The organism is Actinomadura sp. 7K507, assembly GCF_004348425.1.
Classification (GTDB): domain Bacteria; phylum Actinomycetota; class Actinomycetes; order Streptosporangiales; family Streptosporangiaceae; genus Spirillospora.
This window is the reverse complement of record NZ_SMKK01000002.1, coordinates 88422-108695: the sequence shown is the minus strand read 5'-3', so window position 1 is coordinate 108695 and position 20274 is coordinate 88422. Positions and strand designations below refer to the sequence as shown.

The following is a 20274-nucleotide window of genomic DNA, read 5'->3' as shown; positions in this document are numbered from 1 at the left end:
CCCGCAGCAGCATCCCCAGGAGCAGTATCCGCAGGGTCAGCATCCGCAGGAGCCGCAGAACGCCGACAGCCTCAGCTCCGAGAACCTTCTCGGTGAGCGGCGCATCGCGCCGTCGTCGGGCTGGCGGCGGGCGGTCTACAAGGCGACCGCCGGCGGCATCCACCCGGGTGAGTCGCAGAGCGACGTGCGCCGCAAGGACCTGATCGCCAGGGCGCGCACCGTCGTGTCGGGCGGGCACCACCGGGTCGCCGTCATGTCGCTGAAGGGCGGCGTCGGCAAGACGACCACCACGACCGGGCTCGGCTCGATGCTGGGGTCGTTCCGCGGCGACCGGGTCATCGCGGTGGACGCCAACCCCGACCGCGGGACGCTGTCGGACAAGGTCCGGCTGGAGACCGCCGCGACCGTCCGGGACCTGCTCAACAACCGGGACCAGATCCAGCGGTACGCCGACGTGCGCGCGTTCACCTCGCAGAACGAGGCGCGCCTGGAGATCCTCGCGTCCGACCGGGACCCGGCGGTCAGCGAGGCGTTCAGCGCCGAGGACTACGCCGCGGTCGCCGTCGTCCTGGAGCAGTACTACTCGGTCTGCATCACCGACTGCGGAACCGGCCTGCTGCATTCGGCGATGGCGGGCGTGCTGAGCCTCGCCGACCAGCTCGTCCTGGTCAGCTCCCCGTCGGTGGACGGCGCCCGCTCCGCGAGCGCCACCCTCGACTGGCTGGAGGCCCACGACCACGGTCACCTCGTCCGCAACGGCGTGGTGGTGCTGTCGATGGTCCGCAACCGCACCCGCAGCCAGGTCGACCTGGACAAGCTCCAGGCGCACTTCGAGAGCCGCTGCCGCGGCGTCGTCCGCGTCCCGTACGACGACCACCTGGAAGAGGGGGCGGAGGTCGAGCTGGAGCAGCTCGCCCCGGCGACCCGCGAGGCGTACCTGAACCTCGCCGCCGTCGTCGGCGACGGCTTCGCCTACCAGCGTCCCACCGAGGCGTGACGGTCAGGAGTACGGTCGCGACCTGTGGACGGCGTGTATGTGGGGAAGGCGGGGCCGGACGCCGCCGGTGATCACGGCTGGTTGCTCGGGCACTTCAAACCGGCCGGCGACCTCCGGCACAGCGACGAGGTCGAGATCAAGTGGGGCGTGCATCCGCGGGGGGAGCGCCGCGCCGCGTGGACGAACGGCGAGAAGCGGACCGCGCTGCTCGTCCTGATCAGCGGCCGGTTCCGGCTGGAGTTCCCCGAGGGGGACGTGGTCCTGGCCGAGCAGGGCGACTACGTGGTCTGGGGACGCGGCGTCGACCACTCGTGGCTCGCCGAGGAGGAGTCGGTCGTCATGACCGTCCGCTGGCCGTCGATTCCCGGCTACGCCGTCCCGGACACACCGGAGACGTGAGCCCGCCGCGGCGGTGGCGGTGCTCTGCGTTATGCGGTCGAAGGCAGTGGCCCGTGACCGCTATCGTGGGCGTGGGCCGCTGGGGACGGCGGTCACCAGGAGAGTTCGCATAGTGGACTAGTGCAGGCGCCTTGAAAGCGCCCAGGGCTGGGGACAGTCCTCGTGGGTTCGAATCCCACACTCTCCGCCCGACGTCATGAGTGATATGTCCGTGGGGCAGAACGGACAGACCGCCCGTTGTGTATCCGTTACCCTCGTCGGCATGTCGCAGACACCCAATGATCCGGCGGGCACGACCCACCAGTTCCAGAACTTCGCCAACCAGGCGCAGCCCCAGAAGTCCGGCCCGAACGTCGGCCTGCTCGTCGGCATCGCCGCCGCCGTGGCCGTCGTGGTGATCATCGTTGTCGCGGTGATGGTGATCTGACCGCCGGAACCGGGGCTACCGGCCGTTGCTGCTGAAGTGCTGGTAGTCCTTGGCGCCGCTCCACTCGCCGCCCCAGCCCCAGCCGATCGACTCGAACGCGTCGACGACCTTGTCACCGGCGTGGATCATGCCGGGGGCCTTCCGGTCCCGGTTCTTGTACTTCGAGCACTGCTCGTGGGCGATGCGGCCGTCCGCGTAGACGTACGGGTTCTGGCAGGGGTTGATGTCGACCGCCAGGCCGTAGGCGTGCTGGGAGAACGAGCTGGACCCGGTCGCCTGGCGGCAGTTGAAGGCCGAGGTGTTGTTGGCGTCGATCGAATCGAAGTCGTCGCCCCGGTACTTGTCGACCGGTTCCATGCGCTCGATCGGGTAGCGGGCGTCGTACAGCTTCCGGAACACGCCGACGAGGTCCTCGGCCGCCTCGGCGTTGACGACGAGCCGCCCGCCGGTGTGCGGTTTGTCGTCCATGCCCCAGTAGGTCATCTCGATCATGCGGAGCCCCGAGGGCGGCACCGGGCAGCCCTCCCGCCAGGAGTGCTCGAGGTCGCCGGCGGTGACCTTCTTGATGTCCGACTGGAAGGTCTGCTCGGTCGGCGTCGCCGACGGGGTGGCCGTTCCGTTCGAGGTGGGCGGCGTCGCGGTCGGCGTCGGCTCTTCGGAGTCGCCGCCGCAAGCGGCGGCCGCGGACATCGCGGCGACCAGGGCGATGATCGCCGCCGCGCTGCGAAGAGGCCTTCTACCTGGCATGTTTCCAGGATGGCACGTCGGGTGGCCTATGTGTGCCACCCTTGATCCCCTACCTTGCGTTTGACGGCGCGCCCGCCGGAAAGGGGCCGGACGGACGGGCCGTGAACCTCGTCCAATCCGCCGGGCATGTCGCCCGGCGGTCTCCGGCCTCAGGGAGCGGGATGGCGGAACCTCAGGAGAGGGACCTCCCAAGCCTCGAAGACGAGATCTTCGCCGTGGCACACCATGTGGAGGTCGAACCTGCGGCGGAGGGGCACCCACGCCTGCAGACCGACAAGGCCCAGGTGCTGGCGGAACGCGCGCGCGCCTTCCTCGGCCACGATGTCAAGGCGCTCGCGTCGGGCTTCGGCGTCTTCCTGTTCGTCGACGTCGTGATGATGTCTGCGCCGCTGATGATGAGCCACCGGCCGAGCATGCTGCCGCAGTTCATCACCCTGCTCGTCCTGGCGTTCGGCCTCGGCGGCCTGCTCGTCTGGAGGGTCGGCGGCCGCTGGCGGACGTTCGGCATCGGCATGATGCTCGCCTGGGTGACCCTGACCCTGGTATCCGTCGGCTTCCTGACCGGAGTGAGCGTCCCCCTGTAGGCGCCGTTCCTCCGTGGACCGGGAGGCGGCGGGTCAGGCCGTGGGTCCGAGTCGTTCGAGGACGAGGGCGAAGACGCGGCCGACGGCTTCGAGGTCTTCGGGGTCGATGATGTCGATGAAGTACGTCCGGACGGTTTCGACGTGGTCGCGGGCGGCCCGTTCGAGCGCGGCGTAGCCCTCGTCGGTCAGGTGCGCGAAGACGCCGCGCTTGTCATTGGGGCAGCTGTCCCGCTTGACCAGGCCCTTCGACTCCAGGCGGGAGCAGGTGTGCGACAGCCGGCTGCGCGACTGGCTGGCGTTCTCGGCCAGTTCCGCCATGCGCAGCCGCCGGTCGGGCGCCTCGGACAGCCGGACGAGGATCTCGTACTCGGAGACCGACAGCCCGTGCTTGGTCTTCAGGTCGCGGTCCATGACCTCGGTGAGCCGGACGCTGCCGTCGACGTATGCCCGCCAATCGCGCTGCTGGGTGGCATCGAGCCAGCGAGGTTCGCTCATACTGTCAAGTATACGGGCGCAGGTTGAATCTTCAACTAATCCCGGCTATCTTCACGTTAGCAGGATCCCGCGGCACCGGACCGCCGGAATAGTTGAACCGTCAACTACGTTGTGCCGAGCAGTGCACCGCCCGGTCCTGGACGGGCACCCGTACGAGGGGAGACCCAATGCCCGCCGTGATGGCCGACCCGCTGACCCTTCCCCGCCTGCCCCTTCTGCCGGAGGCCGGCACCGACTGGCGCCGCGTCGCGAAAGTGGTGACCGCCGCACGCCAGATGGAGGGCGAGGGCTTCCAGGTCAGGCGCCCCTTCCCGGGCACCGACCTGCCCCTGGCCGACCCGTTCCTGCTCCTCGACCACATGGGCGCCGTCGAGTACGCGCCGGGCGAGGCGAAAGGCACCCCGTGGCATCCGCACCGCGGGTTCGAGACCGTCACCTACATCATCGACGGGGCGTTCGAGCACCAGGACACGTCCGGCGGCGGCGGCCTCATCTCCGACGGCGCCACCCAGTGGATGACGGCCGCGTCCGGGATCCAGCACATCGAGCAGCCGCCGCCCGAGCTGGTCACCAAGGGCGGCCTGTTCCACGGCATCCAGCTCTGGGTCAACCTGCCCCGCGCCCAGAAGTGGGTTCCGCCGCGCTACCAGGACATCGAGGCCCGCGACGTCAAGCTGCTGGCCGCCGACGACGGCTCGTCCCTCGTCCGTGTCATCGCCGGGTCGCTCGCCGGATACGACGGCCCCGGCGTCACCTACACGCCCATCAACTACCTGCACGCGACGGTCGCGCCCGGTGCGCGCCTCACCCTGCCGTGGCCGCGCGAGTTCAACGCGATGGTGTACGTGCTCTCCGGCCGCGGGACGGCAGGCGTCGAGGAGACCGGGCTGGACGAGGGGCAACTCGCGGTCTTCGCCGGCTCCCACCACCAGGGCACCGGCGACGGCCTGGTCGTCCGCGCCGCCGACGGCCAGCCCGCCGCGAGCTCGAACGGCTGGGAGATCCTCGTTCTCGGCGGCCTCCCGATCCGCGAGCCGATCGCACGGTACGGGCCGTTCGTGATGAACACACGCGAGGAGATCGTCCAGGCCTTCGAGGACTTCCAGGCCGGCCGGATGGGCACCGTCCCCGCCGAGAAGGTCCCGCACCGGTCCGACGCGGACGAGTCACTCGCCTGACCTGCGACTCCCGGCCGCGGGCGGACGCCCGCGGCCGGACCCCGCCGAGCGGCCACGTGCTGCCCACCCCGCATTGGTGGCACGTGGCCGTTCTCTTTTCCGGATCCGCCGACGGGAGTCGCGGGTTCGGATGACGGGGGCGGCGGCGTGCGCTACTGTGTTCGAATAGTCGAACAGAAGTTCGACGGATCTGGACGCGCTCGCCTGGGGAGGCGCCATGGTGGCGACGGTGGCCGAGAAGGGGGTGGACGCTCCCGCGCGCTGCGGGCGGCGGCGGGAGCACGCGACACGCCGCAGCGGTTTCTACGTAAATCTACGCCCTCAGCTATATCGCCTCATAGAGTCCGAGAGCGTGGACCCCGTGCGCAATCCCTATGCCCCTGGCGCCGGGCAGCGCCCCCCGGAGCTGGCCGGCCGCGACCGTGAGCTCAAGCAGTTCGAGGTGGTGATCGAACGGGTGGCCCGCGGCCGTCCCGAGCGCAGCATGATCGTCACCGGGCTGCGCGGGGTGGGCAAGACCGTGCTGCTCAACGCGTTCCGGTCGATGGCGATCCAGCGGCTGTGGGGGACCGGGAAGATCGAGGCCCGCCCCGACCAGTCGATCCGGCGGCCGGTCGCCTCGGCGCTGCACCGGGCCGTCCGGGAGCTGGCGCCCCGGCATCGCGCGCCCGACCGCATCGAGGAGTTCCTCGGCGTGCTGAAGGCGTTCGCGCAGGCCGAGCCGGAGCCGTCCGGCAAGGCGAAGGCCCGGGTGCACCGCTGGCAGCCCGGTATCGACGTGCCCGCCTCGCGCGGACGCGCCGACTCCGGCGACCTGGAGATCGACCTGACCGAGCTGTTCGTCGACGCCGCCTCCGTCGCGACCGATGTCGGCGCCGGGATCGCGCTGTTCGTGGACGAGATGCAGGACATCCCGGCCGACGACGTCTCCGCGCTGTGCGCCGCGTGCCATGAGCTGTCGCAGGTCGGCGGGCCGCTGATCGTGGTCGGTGCCGGGCTCCCGCATCTGCCGGCCGTCCTGTCGGCGAGCAAGTCCTACTCCGAGCGGCTGTTCCGCTACGCGCGCATAGACCGCCTCGACCGCGAGTCCGCCGACTTCGCTTTGCTGGCTCCCGCCGGACGTGAGGAGGTCACCTTCACCGAGGACGCTCTCGACGCGCTGTACGGCGCGGCCGACGGCTATCCCTACTTCGTCCAGGCGTACGCCAAGGTCGTCTGGGACGTGGCACCCGACACCCCGATCACCGCCGACGACATCAAGGTCGCCGCGCCGGAGGCGGAGAGCGAACTCGCGGTCGGCTTCTTCGGCAGCCGCTACGAGCGCGCCACCCCGGCCGAGCGCGACTACATGCGCGCGATGGCCATGCTCGGCGACGACCCGGTGTCCACCGCGTCCGTCGCCGACGAACTGGGCCGCAAACCGTCCAGCCTGTCGCCCGCCCGTGACGGACTCATCAAGAAGGGCCTCATCTACAGCGCCGAACGCGGCCTGGTCGCGTTCACCGTGCCGCACTTCGGCAAGTTCCTCCGCTCCCAACCCGCCTGACAGCCGGACCCTTCGTCTTCATAGAGGTCTCTAGCGAGAATGCTAGAGACGGGTAGAAGGCTGCATCGAACCAGATCGTCAGCCAAGTATTCGGCCATCTAGTGGTGGCCGTAGAAAGCCATAGATTCTCCTCGCATGCCCTCTGGGTTTTTCTAACGCTTTCTTGAATCTCTTGTAGAAATCCCTAGAGAGTTGAAGAGGGGTGCTCGCAGCGTCAACCAGCGGGACATCGCCGCGAGGGCTTTCTAAGGCACTCTTGGACGTGTCCAAGAGTGGGTTAGAGAGCGGAAGGCACGGCCGTTTCCGGTGTTACCAGGGCCGATCGGACGGTCCTGTCCCGTTCGGCGGTCGACACCGCGAACACGATCTCCATGTCCTGCTCGTCCACCCGGGCCGGGTAGACCACGAAACGCCAGCAGCCCTCCCGCCACACGTCCAGCGGCACCGCGCTCGCGATGACGTCCTCGTGCCGCAGCCACGCGGAGCTCTGGTACATGGTCACGTACGTCTCCTGGACCGGGCTGCGCCGCCGCTCGCACGGCATCGCCGGACGGCCGTGACCGTGCGGCAGCCGGCGGCGTTCGAGCAGCGCCGACAGCTCCGGCGACAGCGCCGCGAACAGCGCGAGTTCCGCCGCGAGTACGAGCCCGACCTGCACCTGGACGTCCCGCAGCACGTCCAGGCCGGCGAGCGGCGCCCCCAGCGAGGTGACGGCGGCGCCCGTGAACAGCACGGCCCTCAGCACGCTCCGCCGCCCTACCCTCTTGCCGCTCAGCCCGCCGAAACAGCCGCACCCGGCGTCCGGGCGGCCGACCCGCAGCTCGCTGACCACCCAGGTCGCGGCGACGAACGCCAGCGCCGTCGCGAGCCGCACCGACAGGTGCGAGGTCACCAGCAGCGCCAGCCCGAGGATTCCCTCGCCGAGCCCGAGGCCGAGCATCATCGTGCGGCTGTCGCGCAGCGCCGAAAGCCGCGCGAGCCCGGCCGGCACCGGCACGCCGTGGACGCGGTCGGGCTCGCCCGCCGGCTGCTCCCGGACCGTCAGCTTCGCCAGGCACGCCGCCAGCAGCACCGCCGCCAGCAGCAGCACCTGCGAGTTCTGGAACGTCGTCACCATTGCGCGGTCCTCCCCGCCGCCTCGGACGGCGCACCCGGGCGGACGGCGACGTTGAAGCAGCCCGCCTCCAGGTCGCCGCCGAGCCCCGCGAACGCGGCGGGCGTCAGCTCGACGATCCGTCCGCGCGGGGACGCGTCGCATTCCACGCACCGGTCGCAGAAGCGGGCCGCCATGCAGCCGCACTCCACCACCGGCACGGAGACGGCGCGCTCGCCGCACTCGTTGTGGACGGCGATCTCGCTGCCGAGCGACAGGTACGGGAACGGGACGCAACCGGACGGGGCGTCCGCGCATCCCCCGGCGTCCCCCTCGGAATCGACCGCCGGGTAGGCCGCCCCGTCCGGAGTCTCGCCGGCCGGCGCCCCGAACCAGGTCGCCGTCCCGCGCAGCACGCCGGGCACGGGCACGGCCGCCTCGGGCGCGGCGAGGTCGTCCGCCCGGTAGCCGGGCTGCGACGTGCCCGGACGCACCGCCAGCGGGCCGCTCGGCGACCACACGCAGATCACGTCGATCAGGTATCCGGGCTCCAGCCGCGGATGCCGGACCAGCACCCGCTCGAAGGCGTGCGGAGGGATCACCACATGCGCCCGCCCCCGATGGGGACCCATGTCCACCTCCACGGTGTCCCTCTCGCACGCCAGAATCGTGCCGCTGACCCGGCCGATGTCGACCCAGACGCGGTCGGCGCCGATCCCGCCGTCCCTCATCCGGACGACCACGGACCGCCCCGGCCGCAGCGCGGCGAGGCCCCCGCGCCCGCCGTGCCAGACCGACGCGTCCTCACTCATCGCGACCCGGATCACCCTCTCGCCCGGCGTCTGCCGATCCGCGCTGCCGGGCGACCGTCCTGGTGCACGCGGCGGCTGGTGATCCGCCGTGCGGGGCGGTGGGCGCGGCGGCGTGCTGGGTGTGGTGCCGATGATCAGGAGGTGCGGGCTCGCGTCGAGGATCGTGCCGGTCACTACCTCCAGCGGATCGGCTGTGCGGGCGCGGAGGCCCGCGCGTGGGGGTGGTGCGAGGACGGCCGTGCGGTGGCGGCGGCGGCTCGCTCCGCGGAGGTCGGGTGGTGGCATCGCAGGACTCCGGCGTTGATCACTGTGGGTCACAGGCGGTGAGACAGTGAGTCAAGGGTCACGTGCGGTGACTGGCCTTGTCGACGGATTTGTCGCGATAAGTCAGCTGGTGGAAGAGGTTTGATCTACCTCGGATGAAGATTATCCTCCGGTTGACCCGGATATAGCCTTTATGTAGGCCCGAAATTGCGATCCGCGTGCGATCGTCGACCATACCGGGAGCACGCACGGCCCTGGAAAGGTCGAGGTGGCTCCGCAACCCCTGGCCCGGTGGTCTAGTGAACAGGACGCGGCACGAGGAGTTCCGCTCGTACGTGGCGGAGCGCCGGGCCGTGCTGCTGCGCGCCGCGACCCAGCTGACCAGCGACCGCGTCGAGGCCGAGGACCTCCTCCAGGCCGCCCTCGCCAAGACCTACCTGGCCTGGGACCGCATCAAGGACCGCGCCGCCGTGGACGGCTACGTCCGCCGCGCCATGGTCAACACGCAGATCTCCTGGTGGCGGCGCCGGAAACTGGACGTCTACCCGACCGACCAGCTTCCCGACCGCCCCAGCGCCGACGACCACACCCGCCGCTCCGAGATGCGCGACGCCCTCGGCCGCGCGCTCCGCCGCCTCCCCGAACGGCAGCGCCTCACCGTCATGCTCCGCTACTACGAGGACATGTCCGAAAGGGAGATCGCCGATCTCCTCGGCGTGAGCGTCGGCACCGTCAAGTCCACCGTCTCCCGGGCCATGACCAAACTCCGCGAAGACGACCAGTTGCACTGACCCCGGCCGTCGCCGCGAGCACGCGACGACCCGGGCACTGCCATAAACGCGACAACACTGCAAGAATCCGGTTCTGGAATCTGCTGCGAGCTGGAGGGGCTTCGCTATGTGGAGCACGATGCAGGATTTCCCGCTGACGATAACGACGATCATGCGCTACGGGGCGGACGTCTTCGGGGACGCCCAGGTGTCCACCTGGACCGGGGACGGGGCCAGGCGCCGTACCTACGCCGAAGTCGGTGAGCGGGCCGCCCGGCTCGCCGGGGCGCTTCGCGGGCTCGGCGTGGACGGCGATCAGCGCGTCGCCACGTTCATGTGGAACAACACCGAGCACCTGGAGGCGTACCTGGCGGTCCCGTCGATGGGCGCCGTCCTGCACACCCTCAACCTGAGACTGTTCCCCGACCAGCTCGTCTACATCGCCAACCACGCCGAGGACCAGGTCGTCATCGTCGACGGCTCGCTGATCCCGCTGCTGGCGCCGGTCCTGCCGCAGCTCAAGACGGTCCGGCACGTGGTCGTCGTGGGGGCGGGCGACAGGACGCCGCTGGACGCCGCCGGCAAGGAGCTGCACGACTACGAGGAACTGCTCGCGGCGGCGCCCGCCACGTTCGAGTGGCCCGAGATCGACGAACGGTCCGCCGCCGCGATGTGCTACACCAGCGGCACGACCGGGAACCCCAAGGGCGTCGTGTACTCGCACCGGTCGGCCTACCTGCACTCGATGGCGACGTGCACCGGCAACGCGATCGGGCTGAGCGCCTCCGATGTCGTCCTGCCGGTGGTGCCGATGTTCCACGCCAACGCGTGGGGACTGCCCTACGCGGCGATCATGGCGGGTGCGGCGCTGGTCATGCCGGACCGGTTCATGCAGGCCGAGCCGCTCGTCCGGCTCATCGAGACCGAGCGTCCAACGGTCGCGGGGGCGGTGCCGACGATCTGGGCGGACGTCCTGCGCCACGCGAAGGAGCACGGGTCCGACCTCGGTTCGCTGCGGCTCGTGCCGTGCGGCGGGTCGGCCGTTCCGGCGGCGCTGATGCGCGGTTTCGACGAGATCGGGGTGCGGATCGTCCAGGCGTGGGGGATGACGGAGACCTCGCCGGTCGCGTCGGTGGCGCACCCGCCGGCCGGGGCCGAGGGCGAGGAGGAGTGGGACGCCAGGATCAGCCAGGGGCGCGTCCTCGCCGGGCTGGAGATGCGCATCGTCGGTGACGGCGACGTCGTGCTGGCCAACGACGGCGAGGCCGTCGGCGAGGTCGAGATCCGCGGGCCGTGGATCACCGGTTCGTACTATCTGGACGAGGATCCCGGGAAGTTCCACGACGGCTGGCTGCGCACGGGCGACGTCGGGACGCTGTCGGCCGGCGGGTTCCTGACGCTCACCGACCGGGCGAAGGACGTCATCAAGTCGGGCGGCGAGTGGATCTCGTCGGTGGAGCTGGAGAACCACCTGATGGCTCATCCGGACGTGGTCGAGGCGGCCGTGGTCGGCGTCCCCGACGACCGGTGGCAGGAGCGCCCGCTCGCGTCGGTCGTCGTCCGCGACGGGGCCTCGGTGACGGCGGCGCAGCTCAGGGAGTTCCTGTCCGGGCGGATCGCGAAATGGCAGCTTCCCGAGCGCTGGGCTTTCATCGCCGAGGTCCCGAAGACCAGCGTGGGAAAATTCGACAAGAAGGTCCTGCGGCGCCGTTATGCGGACGGTGAACTGGAGGTCCGGCGCGAAGGGTGACCGGTGGCGGCCGGGGCGCCCGGAGGCGGGCGCCCCGCGGCCGGATCGGGCCGCTGACTCGATTCTGACGCCGAGTCATTGGTACCGTGATCACGGAGAGAAGCGGCATCTCACCCCGGGGTCACCTTAATGGTGATTTCGGCAGACCATGTGGTGCGGATGGGGTTCGCGGGTGTATGCAAGGTGGGCTGAATGTCTGGACGACTCCCATGGGGACGGACACCTCATGCCGCTGCCGGGAGCGTGAATGCCCAGGTTGTCCCCCACGTTGCACACAGCCGACCGAACCCTGGTCAAAGGGCTGAACGAAGGCGACGAGACCGCGTTCGCCGCGCTCTACGACGAGTACGGTGAGCGCCTTTACGATTACGCCCTGTCAATGTCGGGCGACGCGAAAGTCGCCGCCGACATCGTCCACGACACCTTCATCGACGCAGGTCGCCGCGCGCCCCGGATGCGCGACCACCTGCACCTGAGTTCCTGGCTGTACGGGGCGGCCCGGCGCCGCTGCATCCGGCGCGGCCGGGCGAAGGTCCTCTTCTGGGACCGGGACGCCGAGTTCTCCGACATCCCCTTCCTGGACCGTGCCGAACCGGACGGCCCCGTCCCGGACTGGCCGCCTTCGGACGAGCTTCACGACCTGTTCCGCGCCGCTCTCGGCACGCTGGAGGCCGTCGAGCAGGAGGTGCTGCTCCTGGCGTTCCGGCACGGGCTGCGTCCCGCGCGGCTCGGGGCGGCGCTCGGCCTGTCCTCGCGCCGGGCCGCCATGCGGGTGCGCGCCGGGCGGACCGAGATCGAGGCCGCGCTCCAGAAAGAGGTCCAGCGCGCCAACCGGGCCTGCGCCGCCGGAATCGCCGACTCCGCCGGGGAGGCGTCCCCGGTCGCCGTCCCCGCCGGCCACGCCCCCGCCCGGCAGGACGAGGCGGACGTGCCGTCCGCACCGCCGGAGACGACGCCGCAGGAACCGGCGCCGTCCGCCAGCGCCCGCGGGCCGGTCGGCAGGATGCTGCTGCGGGTCCTGCACCGGCGTCCCGAGCCGTCCCCCGTCGATCCGTCCACCGAACTGCACGTCGCCGGCTGCCCCGGCTGCCGTCGCCGCAGCCGGGTGACCGCCGCCGCGCTGTTCAAGCGGGCACCCGCCCCCGTGCTGCCCGCGGCGCTGCGCCACCGCGTCATGCACACCGCCACGGACCCGGAACTGGCCGGCTACCGGGCCGACATCGCCGCGCGCGGCGGCGCGCTCACCCCGTCCGGCCTGCCGAGCCAGCCGGACGTGCCCTCGCCGTTCACCCGCCGATGGCTGTTCACCGGCGGAGGCATGGCGGGCGCGCTGGTCGCCGCGCTCGTCGCCGTGTTCGTCATGGGCCCCGGCATCACCGGCGGCTCGCTGGCGTGGCCGCCGTTCCGCACGGAGCCGCAGCCGTCCATCACGGAACAGTCGCCGCCGAGGGGCTCGGGCCCCGACACGCAACCGTCCCGGGGACCCGAGGCGCGCGGCCCCGGCGACCGTTCGGCGCAGCCGCCCGTGGGCCCCCAGACGGACGAGAAGACTCCGGAGGAGTCCGCGAACCCGACGCGGCCGCCGCCGTCGTCGTCGACCAACCCGCCCGCGCGGCCGGGTGACCTCGTCGTCAACCCGGCCAAGGTCGAGCTCTACGGCACCAAGGAGGCCCAGGTCAGCCTCGCGGCCCAGAGCGGCCCGGTGACGTGGACGGCGATGTCGTCGACCAACCAGATCGTCCTGTCGGAGATGCAGGGCGGCATGCCGGAGGACGGCACTTCCCAGCTGAAGATCACTCTGCGCACGTTCATCATCGGCCTGCCCGGCGAGGGCACCCTGACCTTCACCGACTCCGAGGGCGCGCAGCAGAAGGTGACCGTCGTCTGGGGCGCCTCGCTGCTGTGACGGCTCAGCCGGGCTTCTCGCCGAGGTGGTCCCGGACCGTTTCGAGGTGCTCGCCGAGCGCCTCCTGGACGCGGGTCTCCATCGCCCGCGCGATGAACGGCTCGACGACCATCTTCACCAGCGGCCGCATCCGGCGCACCACCGCCGCGACCTCGGTGACCTTCTCGCCGCCCGGGACGGGCTGCTCCTCCAGCCCGTCGAACACGTGCTCCTGGACGAGGTTCACGAACCGGCCCGCGATCACGTCGCAGTCGTCCCGGATCTGCTCGGCGATGTCGAGCACCGAGTCGAGCGGGATTCCGGCGGCGACCAGCTCGGCGCCCACGTGCAGCAGCCGCGGGCTCGGCACCCGGTACTTGTCGCCGTCCGGCTCGATCAGGCCGAGCGCGATGGTCCGGTCGCGCATGGCGGCGAACTCGGCCTCGTCCAGCCCGGCACCGAAGATCTTGACGAGTTCGTCGTAGGTGGCGGTGCCGGGGATCTCGTCGGACCACGGGTCGGTGAGGACCTTCTCCAGCCCGAGGACCTCCCCGACGTCCCTGCCGGTCTCCCACGCCGTCAGCAGGTCCCTGATGATCGCGAACGTGTAGCCGCGGCCGAGCAGCTTGCCGATCAGCCGGAGCCGCGCCAGGTGCGAGTCGTCGTACAGCCCCACCCGGCCTTCGAGCCGGGGCGGCGGCAGCAGCGCCCGGTCCTGGTAGGCGCGGATGTTGCGCACGGTGCTTCCGGCCAGCCGCGCCAGCTCGTCGATTCGGTACTCGGCCACTGCCCCCGCCTGCCGGACTCGTCCGCCTTGACCTCCGTGATCTTACTCCGGCACTATTGTTACATCGGTCGATGACACATAGAGGCTGGCCTCATGGCGGACCAGGACGACATCGAGGAGACCCTCCTCGGCGGCCCCCTGCGTTACACGCGCAAAGAGGTCGAGGCACTCTCGGGTGTCCCCGACGACTACGCGCGCCGCATCTGGCAGGCGCTCGGCTTCCCCGCGCCCCCCGACGACGAGGTCGCCTTCACCGACGGGGACGTCGCCGCGCTCCGCGAGATCAAGGAGCTGCTCGGCACCGAGCTGGTCGACGAGGGCATGGTCCTCCAGCTGGCGCGTGCCGTCGGCCAGACGATGGGACGCCTCGCCAGCTGGCTCGGGGACGTCTGGCTGCAGCGCATCGGCGAACTCCCGCCGGACGAGCCCGCGGCGGCCGACGTCGTCACCGCGGCCCTCCTCGCGACCGAGGAGCTGCGTCCCGCCTTCGAACGCCTCCTGCTGCACGGCTGGCGCCGCCAGCTCACCGCCGTCGGGATGCGCGCCGCCGCCACGACGGCCACCGCGCAGTCCGACCCCGCCGCCGGCATCGCCCACCTCGCGGTCGGCTTCGCCGACGTCGTCTCCTTCACCCGGCTGAGCCGCCACCTGGACGGCGACGCCCTCGCCGCGTTCATCGAACGGTTCGAGGTCACCACCGCCGAGATCATCGCCGAGCTGGGCGGCCGCGTCATCAAAACGCTCGGTGACGAGGTCCTGTTCGTGGGGTCCGAGCCCCGCGCCGTCGCCGAGATCGGCCTGCGCATAGCGGAACGCTTCAACGAGGACCCCGACTTCCCCGAGGTCCGCGTCGGCCTCGCCTATGGCGAAGTCATCCAGCGCCTGGGCGACGTGTTCGGTACTCCGATCAACCTGGCCGCCCGCCTGACCGCCACCGCCCACCCCGGAACGGTCCTCATCGGCGGTGGCCTGGCCGAGATCCTTCCGGCCGGCGACTACGACATCTCCGCCCTCCGCGCCCGCCCCCTGCAGGGCTTGGGCCGCGTCCGCCCGTTCCGACTCCGCCGCCCCAAACCCCGCACCTGAGAACGAGCCCGCAAAAGGCAGGGCTCCCCGTGCGGGCGGGGAGCCCTGCCAGAGCGGCGAGGTCAGCCCTTGCCGATGTCGGAGCGGGCGGCGTCGATGCGGTTCTGCCGGGCGTCCGCTGGGAGGAGGTAGCCGTCCCGCAGGTTGCGGACGTCCGCCTTCACGACGGCCGCGACATAACGTCCGTGGGACGGGTAGAGCGAGTCGAGCTGCGGCTTTTCGAACGGCACATGGGTACCGAACAGGAAGCAGAACGTCTCGCCCGAGTTGTCGCCGGTGTTGAGGGCCGTGGGCGCCTCGACCTGGGAGAGCCGGATGCCGCCCTTGGCGAGTCCGAGCGGGTCGCGGACCTTGGTGCCGTCCGGGTTGAGCTGCAGCGGTGGTGCTGACGGGGGCGGCACGTCCGTCTTGGTCCACCGCACCAGGTGGGCGTACGCCGTGGCGATCACGTGGTGCAGGGGGACGCGGCTGAACGCGGGCCGGTCGCACTGGTAGGTGGGCGCCTCACCGAGGTCGCGGGTCAGGATCGGGCGCCGGTACTCCTGCCCGTGCCAGCCGGAATGGGCGGTGCCCGCCACCTCCCAGCGGCGGAACGTTTCGGTGTCGGGCGGCCGGGCCGCGGAGCGGACGTCGGTCTCCGAAAGCACCTGGAACACCGGCTCGGGCCCTCGCCGAGCCGGGGCGGGGCCGACGATGAACGCGTACCCGTCGAAGACCTTCTCGCTCTGGGGGAGAACGGCGTCGTAATAGGCGGTCATCCGGGACGCCGATTGCGAGGCGCCGGCACCGAGCACCGTGTCCGCCCTGAGCTTGCCGAGCGGGGCCGATGGGCCGCGTTCACGCAGGGTCCTCGCCACTTGGGCGAAGATGTCGTAGGACAGTTCGTCGTCGGTGAACCGTCCACCGCCCGTGACGTCCAGGTCGCCGTATCGAGCCGGACTCCACTCGGTCAGATGCTGCACGCCGACCCGCTGCGCGGAAATGCCCGCCCAGACGTTTCCGTCCCGGGTGATCTGGTCGGTGCTCCACAAGGCGTCGAGATCGTAGCCGGCCGTGACGTTCTGCCATTCCGCTATGACCGTGCCGTTGAACCTGCTCGGCCTGGTCGGTTTCCGCACGATGACGCGGGTCTTGTACGGGACGCCGGTCGCGAGCCGCTCCCCGGTGGTGCTGTACGCACTGGCTTCGCCCGAGACGAAGAATTCCCGTTCCACGTATCCGAGTGAGGCCAGGCCTGCGTCCGCGGCCATCCATGGATAGGTGTCCTCGACATTCGGCGACGACGGGTCCCCGGGAGGCGCTCCGGGTATCGGCCCTTCCACAAGGGCGCCGGGCGGGCTTCCCGCCTGGGCGGTGGCCGGTGCGGCGGCGAGCCCGACGGCGAGCCCGGCGGGGAGCAATGCCGCGACCAGCAGCCGGGTGACTGGCAAGTACCTCACTTCGTTCCCTCCACGGGATGGCAAGTGACGGAGTTCGATTCATGATCTCCGCACTCGCCGCGGCCCGCATCGGCAGAATCACCGGCCACCTCGGCGGTGGCGCCGGTCAGTGCCGGTCGGAGGTGAGGCGCTGGCCCAGGAGGCGGCCGAAGGTGAGGGCGGGGGTGACGAGCATGCCGCCGCAGAAGCTGTTGCCGCACGTCGCGGCCGCGCCGATCAGCTCGCCGAGCGCGTACACGCCTACCATCGCGGTGCCGTCGGTGCGGCGCACGCGCAGCCGCTCGTCGACGTCGAGGCCGGCGAACGTGATGAGCGTGATGCCGTGGTTCTCGATCGCGAAGAACGGGCCCTCCGAGATGGGGGCGGGCATGTGAGTGCGGTCGAACTCGGCGTCGGTCCCCGCGGAGACGGACGCGTTGTAGCGCTCGACCGTGGCGGTCAGGCCGTCCGGCGAGATGCCGGCCAGCGCGGCGAGTTCGGCGACGGTGCCGGCCTTGTGCACGCCGACGCGGCTGTTGGCCTTGGCCACGACGTCATCGGGGCTCCACCCGACGACCATGGGGACGGACGAGAGCCGTGCCCTGTCGTCGAAGACCGTCCAGAACGTCCCGTCGGTGGAGGCGGCGAGGGCGCGTTCCTTGCGGTCGATGCTGGTGTCGTCCTCGGCGACGAAGCGGTGCCCGGCGCGGTCGACGTAGATCTCCCACGGGAGCCGTTCGGTGGCGACCAGCAGGGGCCGTTCGTCGTAGTACGCCTTGCCGGGGGTGGTGGGGTGCGGGAGGCCGCCGAAGGTCGGCAGGTACTGGCCGCGTCCGCCGATCGCCGCCCCCGCCTCGCGGGCGATGACGAGGCCGTCGCCGGTGGAGGTGGGGTGGGCGGCGCTGACGAGGGGGACGCCCTCGATCTCCTTGAACAGATCCTCGTCGGAGGCGAATCCGCCGGTGGCGAGCACGACGGCCTGGGCCGTCACCTCGATCTCGTCGACTCCGCCGCGCAGGACGGTGACGCTCGGGGCCGAGCCGTCCTGCTCGGTGAGGCCGATGGCGGTGCTGCCGAGCCACAACTCGACGCCTCCGGCCGCGATCTGCTCGTCCAGGAGCCGCTTCAGGACGGCGAGGATGGACAGGCCCGCGTCCTTGCCGTAGTAGGTGCGGGGGGCGCCGTACGGCTCGTGGCCGTAGACGAGGCGGGGGGACTCGGGCGCGAACTCGAAGCCGAGGTCGTCCAGCCAGTCGATGGTCTCGGGCGCGCCCCGGGCGGCGAGTTCGACGAGGTCGGTGCGGGCGGTGCCGCCGCTGATCCGCTCGATGTCGGCGAGGTGCGCCTCGACGGAGTCCTCGATGCCGTGTTCGCGCTGGCGGCGGGTCCCGGCGGCGGACATGTGGCCGCCGGTGGTGTGCAGGGTGCCGCCGATGCGGGAGTCCTTCTCGATGAGCAGGACCCGGGCGCCGCGGGCCGCGGCCTCGACGGCGCACGGGATGCCACCGGTGCCCGCCCCGACGATGACGAGATCGTAGTTCTGGGCCGTCGTCACGCAAGCTCCTCTGTTGTTCCGATTCAAGGAACAGTGTTCCACTATGGTTCATGGTGCTGGTCGCCGGAGGGTGATCGCAAGCGCATCCCAGTCATTGAAACGCTGTTCCAAGGAGGGTTCATGCCGCTCGGAGCCGTCATCGAGGCCGTGGTGGCCACGCGCGACCTCGGCGCGTCCATCGACTTCCACACGCGGGCGTTCGGCCTGGACGTCCTGCACCGGGACGCCGGCGGCGCGCTGCTCGGCGGCCCGGACGGCACCACCGGGCTCCTCCGCCTCGTCGCCGCGCCCGACGCCCCGGAGTCCCCCGACCCCCGGGTCTGGGACATCGGGCCCCGGCTCCTCGGGATCTACTCCCGCGACCTGGAGCGGACCGCCGCCGCGATCGACGCCGCGGGCGGCCGGTCCCGCGAGCGGGTGACCTACCCGTACGGCGCCGCGACCCTCAGCGAGTTCGTCGCGCTCGGCGCGGACGGCATCTGGTGGACGATCCCCCGCGCCGCCGCCGGGCACCGGCCTTCTCCCGCGCTGGAGGGCGACGCCGGCCGGCTGCACGGCGAGCTGCACACGGCGGTGATCGTCCCGGCCGACCACGACGCCGCGGTCGAGTTCTTCACCGCGGCGGGCGGGCTGGAGATCCTGTTCTCGGGGGAGATGTCCGGAGACCCGTTCGACCGGATGACCGGCATCCCGGCGGACGCGTCCCTCCGGCTGACGTTCCTCGTCTCCCCCGGTCACACGCCCGCCCGGCTGGAGATCATGACGTTCGCCGGGGTGGACGCCGAAGACCTCACCGACCGCCCGCTCGGGCTGCGCCGCCTGGTCTTCGCCTCCGACACCCCGGACGAGACCCGCGCCGCCCTGCTCAAGGCGGGCGCCACCGCGCTGGACGGCAGCACGCTACGAGGCCCGGCCGGGATCGAACTCGAACTCCGTCCCGAAGCACCCTGAGCGGCTCGTTACCAGAACCACCCCGGTTACCGGAGCTGTCCCGGTTACTGGAACCACCACGGGGCCTTGTCCTCCGGGGAGCGGATCAGGAAGGAGCGCTGGCGCAGGAAGCGGCGGATGGAGGCGGGGCCCATCCGGGAGCCGCCGAGGCCCGATGACTTGAAGGCGTTCTTCTCGCCGTCCTGGACGAAGCCGGTCAGGGACGCGTCGTTGATGCTGATGCCGCCCGCCTCCAGCCGTTCGCCGACCGCCAGCGCCGCCTCGGTGGTGGCCGCGAACACTGCCGCGGACAGGCCGAACTCGCTGTCGTTGGCCAGCGCCACCGCCTCGTCGGCGTCCTTGAACGGCATGACGGGCAGCACCGGGCCGAACGTCTCCTCCCGCATGACCTTCATCGTGTGGTCGACGCCGGTGAGGACGGTCGGCTCCAGGTAGACGCCGCCGCCCAGGGTGCGGATCTCGCCGCCGCAGCGGACGGTCGCGCCCCGGGCGTCCGCGTCCGCGAGCTGGTCCTCGATGATCCCGACCTGCGCGGCGGAGATGACCGGGCCGAGCTCGCCGTCGGTGATCTCCGGGTAGGCCAGGCCGACCTTGCGGGCCCGTGCGACGAGCAGGTCCACGAACCGCTCGAAGACGGGCTCGGCCACATAGACCCGCTCGATCGACATGCACGAGTGGCCGGTGTTGACCGCCCCGCCGTAGAGGATCGCCTGGGCGGCGCGGTCGAGGTCGGCGTCCGCGCAGACGATCGCGGGGTCCTTGCCGCCGAGTTCCAGGAACGCGGGGATGAACCGGGCCGCCGCCGCCGCGCCGACCGCGCGTCCCGTCCGGACGCTGCCGGTGAAGCAGATCAGGTCGACGGCGTCGACGACGGCCGCGCCCGTCGCGCCGTCGCCGTCGACGACGGTGAAAACGCCGTCCAGCGCCGGCACGGCGGCGACGCAGTCGCGCAGGACGGCCGCGAACCTCGGGGTGATCTCGCTCGGCTTGAGCAGGACGGCGGACCCGGCGAGCAGCGCGGGGACGGCGTCGATCATCGCGAGCAGCAGCGGGAAGTTCCACGGGCTGATCACGCCGGCCAGCGGATACGGCAGCGGGCCCTGCCGCACGCCGATCCCGGGCATCGAGGAGGGGACGGTCCCGGCGTCGGCGAGCAGTTCCGGCGCCCGCCCGCACCAGCGGTCGAGGGACGCCAGGACGCTGTCGACCTCGAGCCGGGAGACGGGCAGCCGCCCGGTGTCGCGGACGAGCGCCGCCACCATCGCGTCGTCGCGTTCGGAGAGCGCGTCCCGGAAGGCGTTCAGCGCGGCGACCCGCCCGGTGACGCCGAGGGCGAGCCACGTCCGCTGGGCGGTGCGTGCGCGGGCCGCCGCCTCCTCGACCTCCGCGGCGTCCGCGCAGGTGAGCGCGTAGTCCGCGCGCCCGGTGCGGGGATCGCGTACGTCGATCTGCCGTGCCATCCGAACCTCCAGGTGAAACGTGTTCCGACGACTGTAACGATGTTCCGCTCCAACCGAAATGATGGTACGA

The 20274-nt window shown here is 71.3% G+C and carries 19 protein-coding genes and 1 tRNA gene; 12 read left to right on the top strand and 8 right to left on the bottom strand.

The features are described from left to right. From E1285_RS01185 to E1285_RS45275, 4 genes are all read left to right on the top strand, one after another. A partial coding sequence (locus tag E1285_RS01185; protein WP_243722459.1) for a MinD/ParA family protein occupies nt 1-997 on the top strand: 997 nt, incomplete at its 5' end. Nucleotides 998-1021: 24 nt separating this feature from the next. Further along, nucleotides 1022-1396, top strand: coding sequence for a signal peptidase I (locus E1285_RS01180; protein ID WP_132146710.1), 375 nt, complete (start codon nt 1022-1024; stop codon nt 1394-1396). A gap of 98 nt (nt 1397-1494) precedes the next feature. Continuing rightward, nucleotides 1495-1583 (top strand) — tRNA-Ser (locus E1285_RS01175). 75 nt (nt 1584-1658) lie between these two features. Beyond that, on the top strand, nt 1659-1823 hold the full coding sequence (locus E1285_RS45275) for a hypothetical protein (protein ID WP_165966411.1): 165 nt from the start codon (nt 1659-1661) through the stop codon (nt 1821-1823). Nucleotides 1824-1838: 15 nt separating this feature from the next. Here E1285_RS45275 and E1285_RS01170 read toward each other — a convergent pair whose 3' ends face one another. After that, nucleotides 1839-2570, bottom strand: coding sequence for a M15 family metallopeptidase (locus tag E1285_RS01170; protein ID WP_132146707.1), 732 nt, complete (start codon nt 2568-2570; stop codon nt 1839-1841). Between the two features lie 161 nt (nt 2571-2731). Between E1285_RS01170 and E1285_RS01165 the strand changes: the two genes are divergently transcribed. Then, nucleotides 2732-3154 (top strand): hypothetical protein, encoded by a 423-nt coding sequence (locus E1285_RS01165; RefSeq protein WP_132146704.1) that lies wholly within the window; start codon nt 2732-2734, stop codon nt 3152-3154. Nucleotides 3155-3187: 33 nt separating this feature from the next. Here E1285_RS01165 and E1285_RS01160 read toward each other — a convergent pair whose 3' ends face one another. Further along, complete coding sequence (locus E1285_RS01160; protein WP_132146701.1) at nt 3188-3649, bottom strand: MarR family transcriptional regulator; 462 nt, start codon at nt 3647-3649, stop codon at nt 3188-3190. Between the two features lie 167 nt (nt 3650-3816). Here E1285_RS01160 and E1285_RS01155 point away from each other — a divergent pair, with 167 nt between their 5' ends. Further along, nucleotides 3817-4827, top strand: coding sequence for a pirin family protein (locus E1285_RS01155; protein ID WP_132146698.1), 1011 nt, complete (start codon nt 3817-3819; stop codon nt 4825-4827). A gap of 352 nt (nt 4828-5179) precedes the next feature. Further along, on the top strand, nt 5180-6373 hold the full coding sequence (locus E1285_RS01150; protein WP_132146695.1) for an ATP-binding protein: 1194 nt from the start codon (nt 5180-5182) through the stop codon (nt 6371-6373). Between the two features lie 277 nt (nt 6374-6650). On the opposite strand, the gene E1285_RS01145 is transcribed toward E1285_RS01150, so the two are convergent. Together E1285_RS01145 and E1285_RS01140 are read right to left on the bottom strand one after the other, a co-directional pair. Further along, nucleotides 6651-7490 carry a MauE/DoxX family redox-associated membrane protein gene (locus E1285_RS01145; RefSeq protein ID WP_132146692.1) on the bottom strand — a complete coding sequence of 280 codons (840 nt, stop codon included), beginning with the start codon at nt 7488-7490 and terminating at the stop codon, nt 6651-6653. Beyond that, nucleotides 7484-8563: a hypothetical protein gene (locus E1285_RS01140; RefSeq protein WP_132146689.1), complete on the bottom strand. Its 1080-nt coding sequence runs from the start codon at nt 8561-8563 to the stop codon at nt 7484-7486. The genes E1285_RS01145 and E1285_RS01140 overlap by 7 nt, the downstream gene beginning before the upstream one ends. A gap of 278 nt (nt 8564-8841) precedes the next feature. On the opposite strand from E1285_RS01140, the gene E1285_RS01135 reads away from it, so the two are divergent. The 3 genes from E1285_RS01135 (at nt 8842) to E1285_RS01125 (ending at nt 12968) form a co-directional block, all read left to right on the top strand. Continuing rightward, nucleotides 8842-9333 carry a SigE family RNA polymerase sigma factor gene (locus E1285_RS01135; protein WP_132146686.1) on the top strand — a complete coding sequence of 164 codons (492 nt, stop codon included), beginning with the start codon at nt 8842-8844 and terminating at the stop codon, nt 9331-9333. Between the two features lie 118 nt (nt 9334-9451). Then, the gene (locus E1285_RS01130; protein WP_243722457.1) at nt 9452-11062 is read left to right on the top strand and encodes a long-chain fatty acid--CoA ligase; all 1611 of its coding nucleotides are present in this window, start codon (nt 9452-9454) and stop codon (nt 11060-11062) included. Nucleotides 11063-11309: 247 nt separating this feature from the next. Continuing rightward, nucleotides 11310-12968: an RNA polymerase sigma factor gene (locus tag E1285_RS01125; RefSeq protein WP_132146681.1), complete on the top strand. Its 1659-nt coding sequence runs from the start codon at nt 11310-11312 to the stop codon at nt 12966-12968. Between the two features lie 4 nt (nt 12969-12972). Here the strand turns inward: E1285_RS01125 and E1285_RS01120 are convergent, their stop codons facing one another. Next, complete coding sequence (locus E1285_RS01120; RefSeq protein WP_132146678.1) at nt 12973-13734, bottom strand: MerR family transcriptional regulator; 762 nt, start codon at nt 13732-13734, stop codon at nt 12973-12975. Between the two features lie 93 nt (nt 13735-13827). On the opposite strand from E1285_RS01120, the gene E1285_RS01115 reads away from it, so the two are divergent. Beyond that, nucleotides 13828-14820 carry an adenylate/guanylate cyclase domain-containing protein gene (locus tag E1285_RS01115; RefSeq protein WP_132146675.1) on the top strand — a complete coding sequence of 331 codons (993 nt, stop codon included), beginning with the start codon at nt 13828-13830 and terminating at the stop codon, nt 14818-14820. Nucleotides 14821-14882: 62 nt separating this feature from the next. Here E1285_RS01115 and E1285_RS01110 read toward each other — a convergent pair whose 3' ends face one another. Beyond that, nucleotides 14883-16259, bottom strand: a complete 1377-nt coding sequence (locus E1285_RS01110) for an alpha/beta hydrolase domain-containing protein (protein WP_243722456.1) — start codon at nt 16257-16259, stop codon at nt 14883-14885. Nucleotides 16260-16365: 106 nt separating this feature from the next. Next, a complete protein-coding gene (locus tag E1285_RS01105) occupies nt 16366-17793 on the bottom strand; it encodes an FAD-dependent oxidoreductase (RefSeq protein WP_132146672.1) in 1428 nt (475 codons plus the stop codon). 120 nt (nt 17794-17913) lie between these two features. On the opposite strand from E1285_RS01105, the gene E1285_RS01100 reads away from it, so the two are divergent. Continuing rightward, on the top strand, nt 17914-18744 hold the full coding sequence (locus E1285_RS01100; protein ID WP_132146669.1) for a VOC family protein: 831 nt from the start codon (nt 17914-17916) through the stop codon (nt 18742-18744). A 44-nt stretch (nt 18745-18788) separates the two neighbouring features. Here E1285_RS01100 and E1285_RS01095 read toward each other — a convergent pair whose 3' ends face one another. After that, the gene (locus tag E1285_RS01095) at nt 18789-20204 is read right to left on the bottom strand and encodes an aldehyde dehydrogenase family protein (protein WP_132146666.1); all 1416 of its coding nucleotides are present in this window, start codon (nt 20202-20204) and stop codon (nt 18789-18791) included. Between the last annotated feature and the right edge of the window lie 70 nt (nt 20205-20274).

Excerpts from the sequence above, each read along its gene's own strand:
- E1285_RS01125 (WP_132146681.1), top strand. The coding sequence starts at position 11,310 with ATGCCCAGGTTGTCCCCCACGTTGCACACAGCCGACCGAACCCTGGTC.
- E1285_RS01115 (WP_132146675.1), top strand. The coding sequence starts at position 13,828 with ATGGCGGACCAGGACGACATCGAGGAGACCCTCCTCGGCGGCCCCCTG.
- E1285_RS01160 (WP_132146701.1), bottom strand. The coding sequence starts at position 3,649 with ATGAGCGAACCTCGCTGGCTCGATGCCACCCAGCAGCGCGATTGGCGG.
- E1285_RS01095 (WP_132146666.1), bottom strand. The coding sequence starts at position 20,204 with ATGGCACGGCAGATCGACGTACGCGATCCCCGCACCGGGCGCGCGGAC.
- E1285_RS01155 (WP_132146698.1), top strand. The coding sequence starts at position 3,817 with ATGCCCGCCGTGATGGCCGACCCGCTGACCCTTCCCCGCCTGCCCCTT.
- E1285_RS01130 (WP_243722457.1), top strand. The coding sequence starts at position 9,452 with ATGCAGGATTTCCCGCTGACGATAACGACGATCATGCGCTACGGGGCG.
- E1285_RS01100 (WP_132146669.1), top strand. The coding sequence starts at position 17,914 with ATGCCGCTCGGAGCCGTCATCGAGGCCGTGGTGGCCACGCGCGACCTC.
- E1285_RS01165 (WP_132146704.1), top strand. The coding sequence starts at position 2,732 with ATGGCGGAACCTCAGGAGAGGGACCTCCCAAGCCTCGAAGACGAGATC.
- E1285_RS45275 (WP_165966411.1), top strand. The coding sequence starts at position 1,659 with ATGTCGCAGACACCCAATGATCCGGCGGGCACGACCCACCAGTTCCAG.
- E1285_RS01170 (WP_132146707.1), bottom strand. The coding sequence starts at position 2,570 with ATGCCAGGTAGAAGGCCTCTTCGCAGCGCGGCGGCGATCATCGCCCTG.
- E1285_RS01140 (WP_132146689.1), bottom strand. The coding sequence starts at position 8,563 with ATGCCACCACCCGACCTCCGCGGAGCGAGCCGCCGCCGCCACCGCACG.
- E1285_RS01145 (WP_132146692.1), bottom strand. The coding sequence starts at position 7,490 with ATGGTGACGACGTTCCAGAACTCGCAGGTGCTGCTGCTGGCGGCGGTG.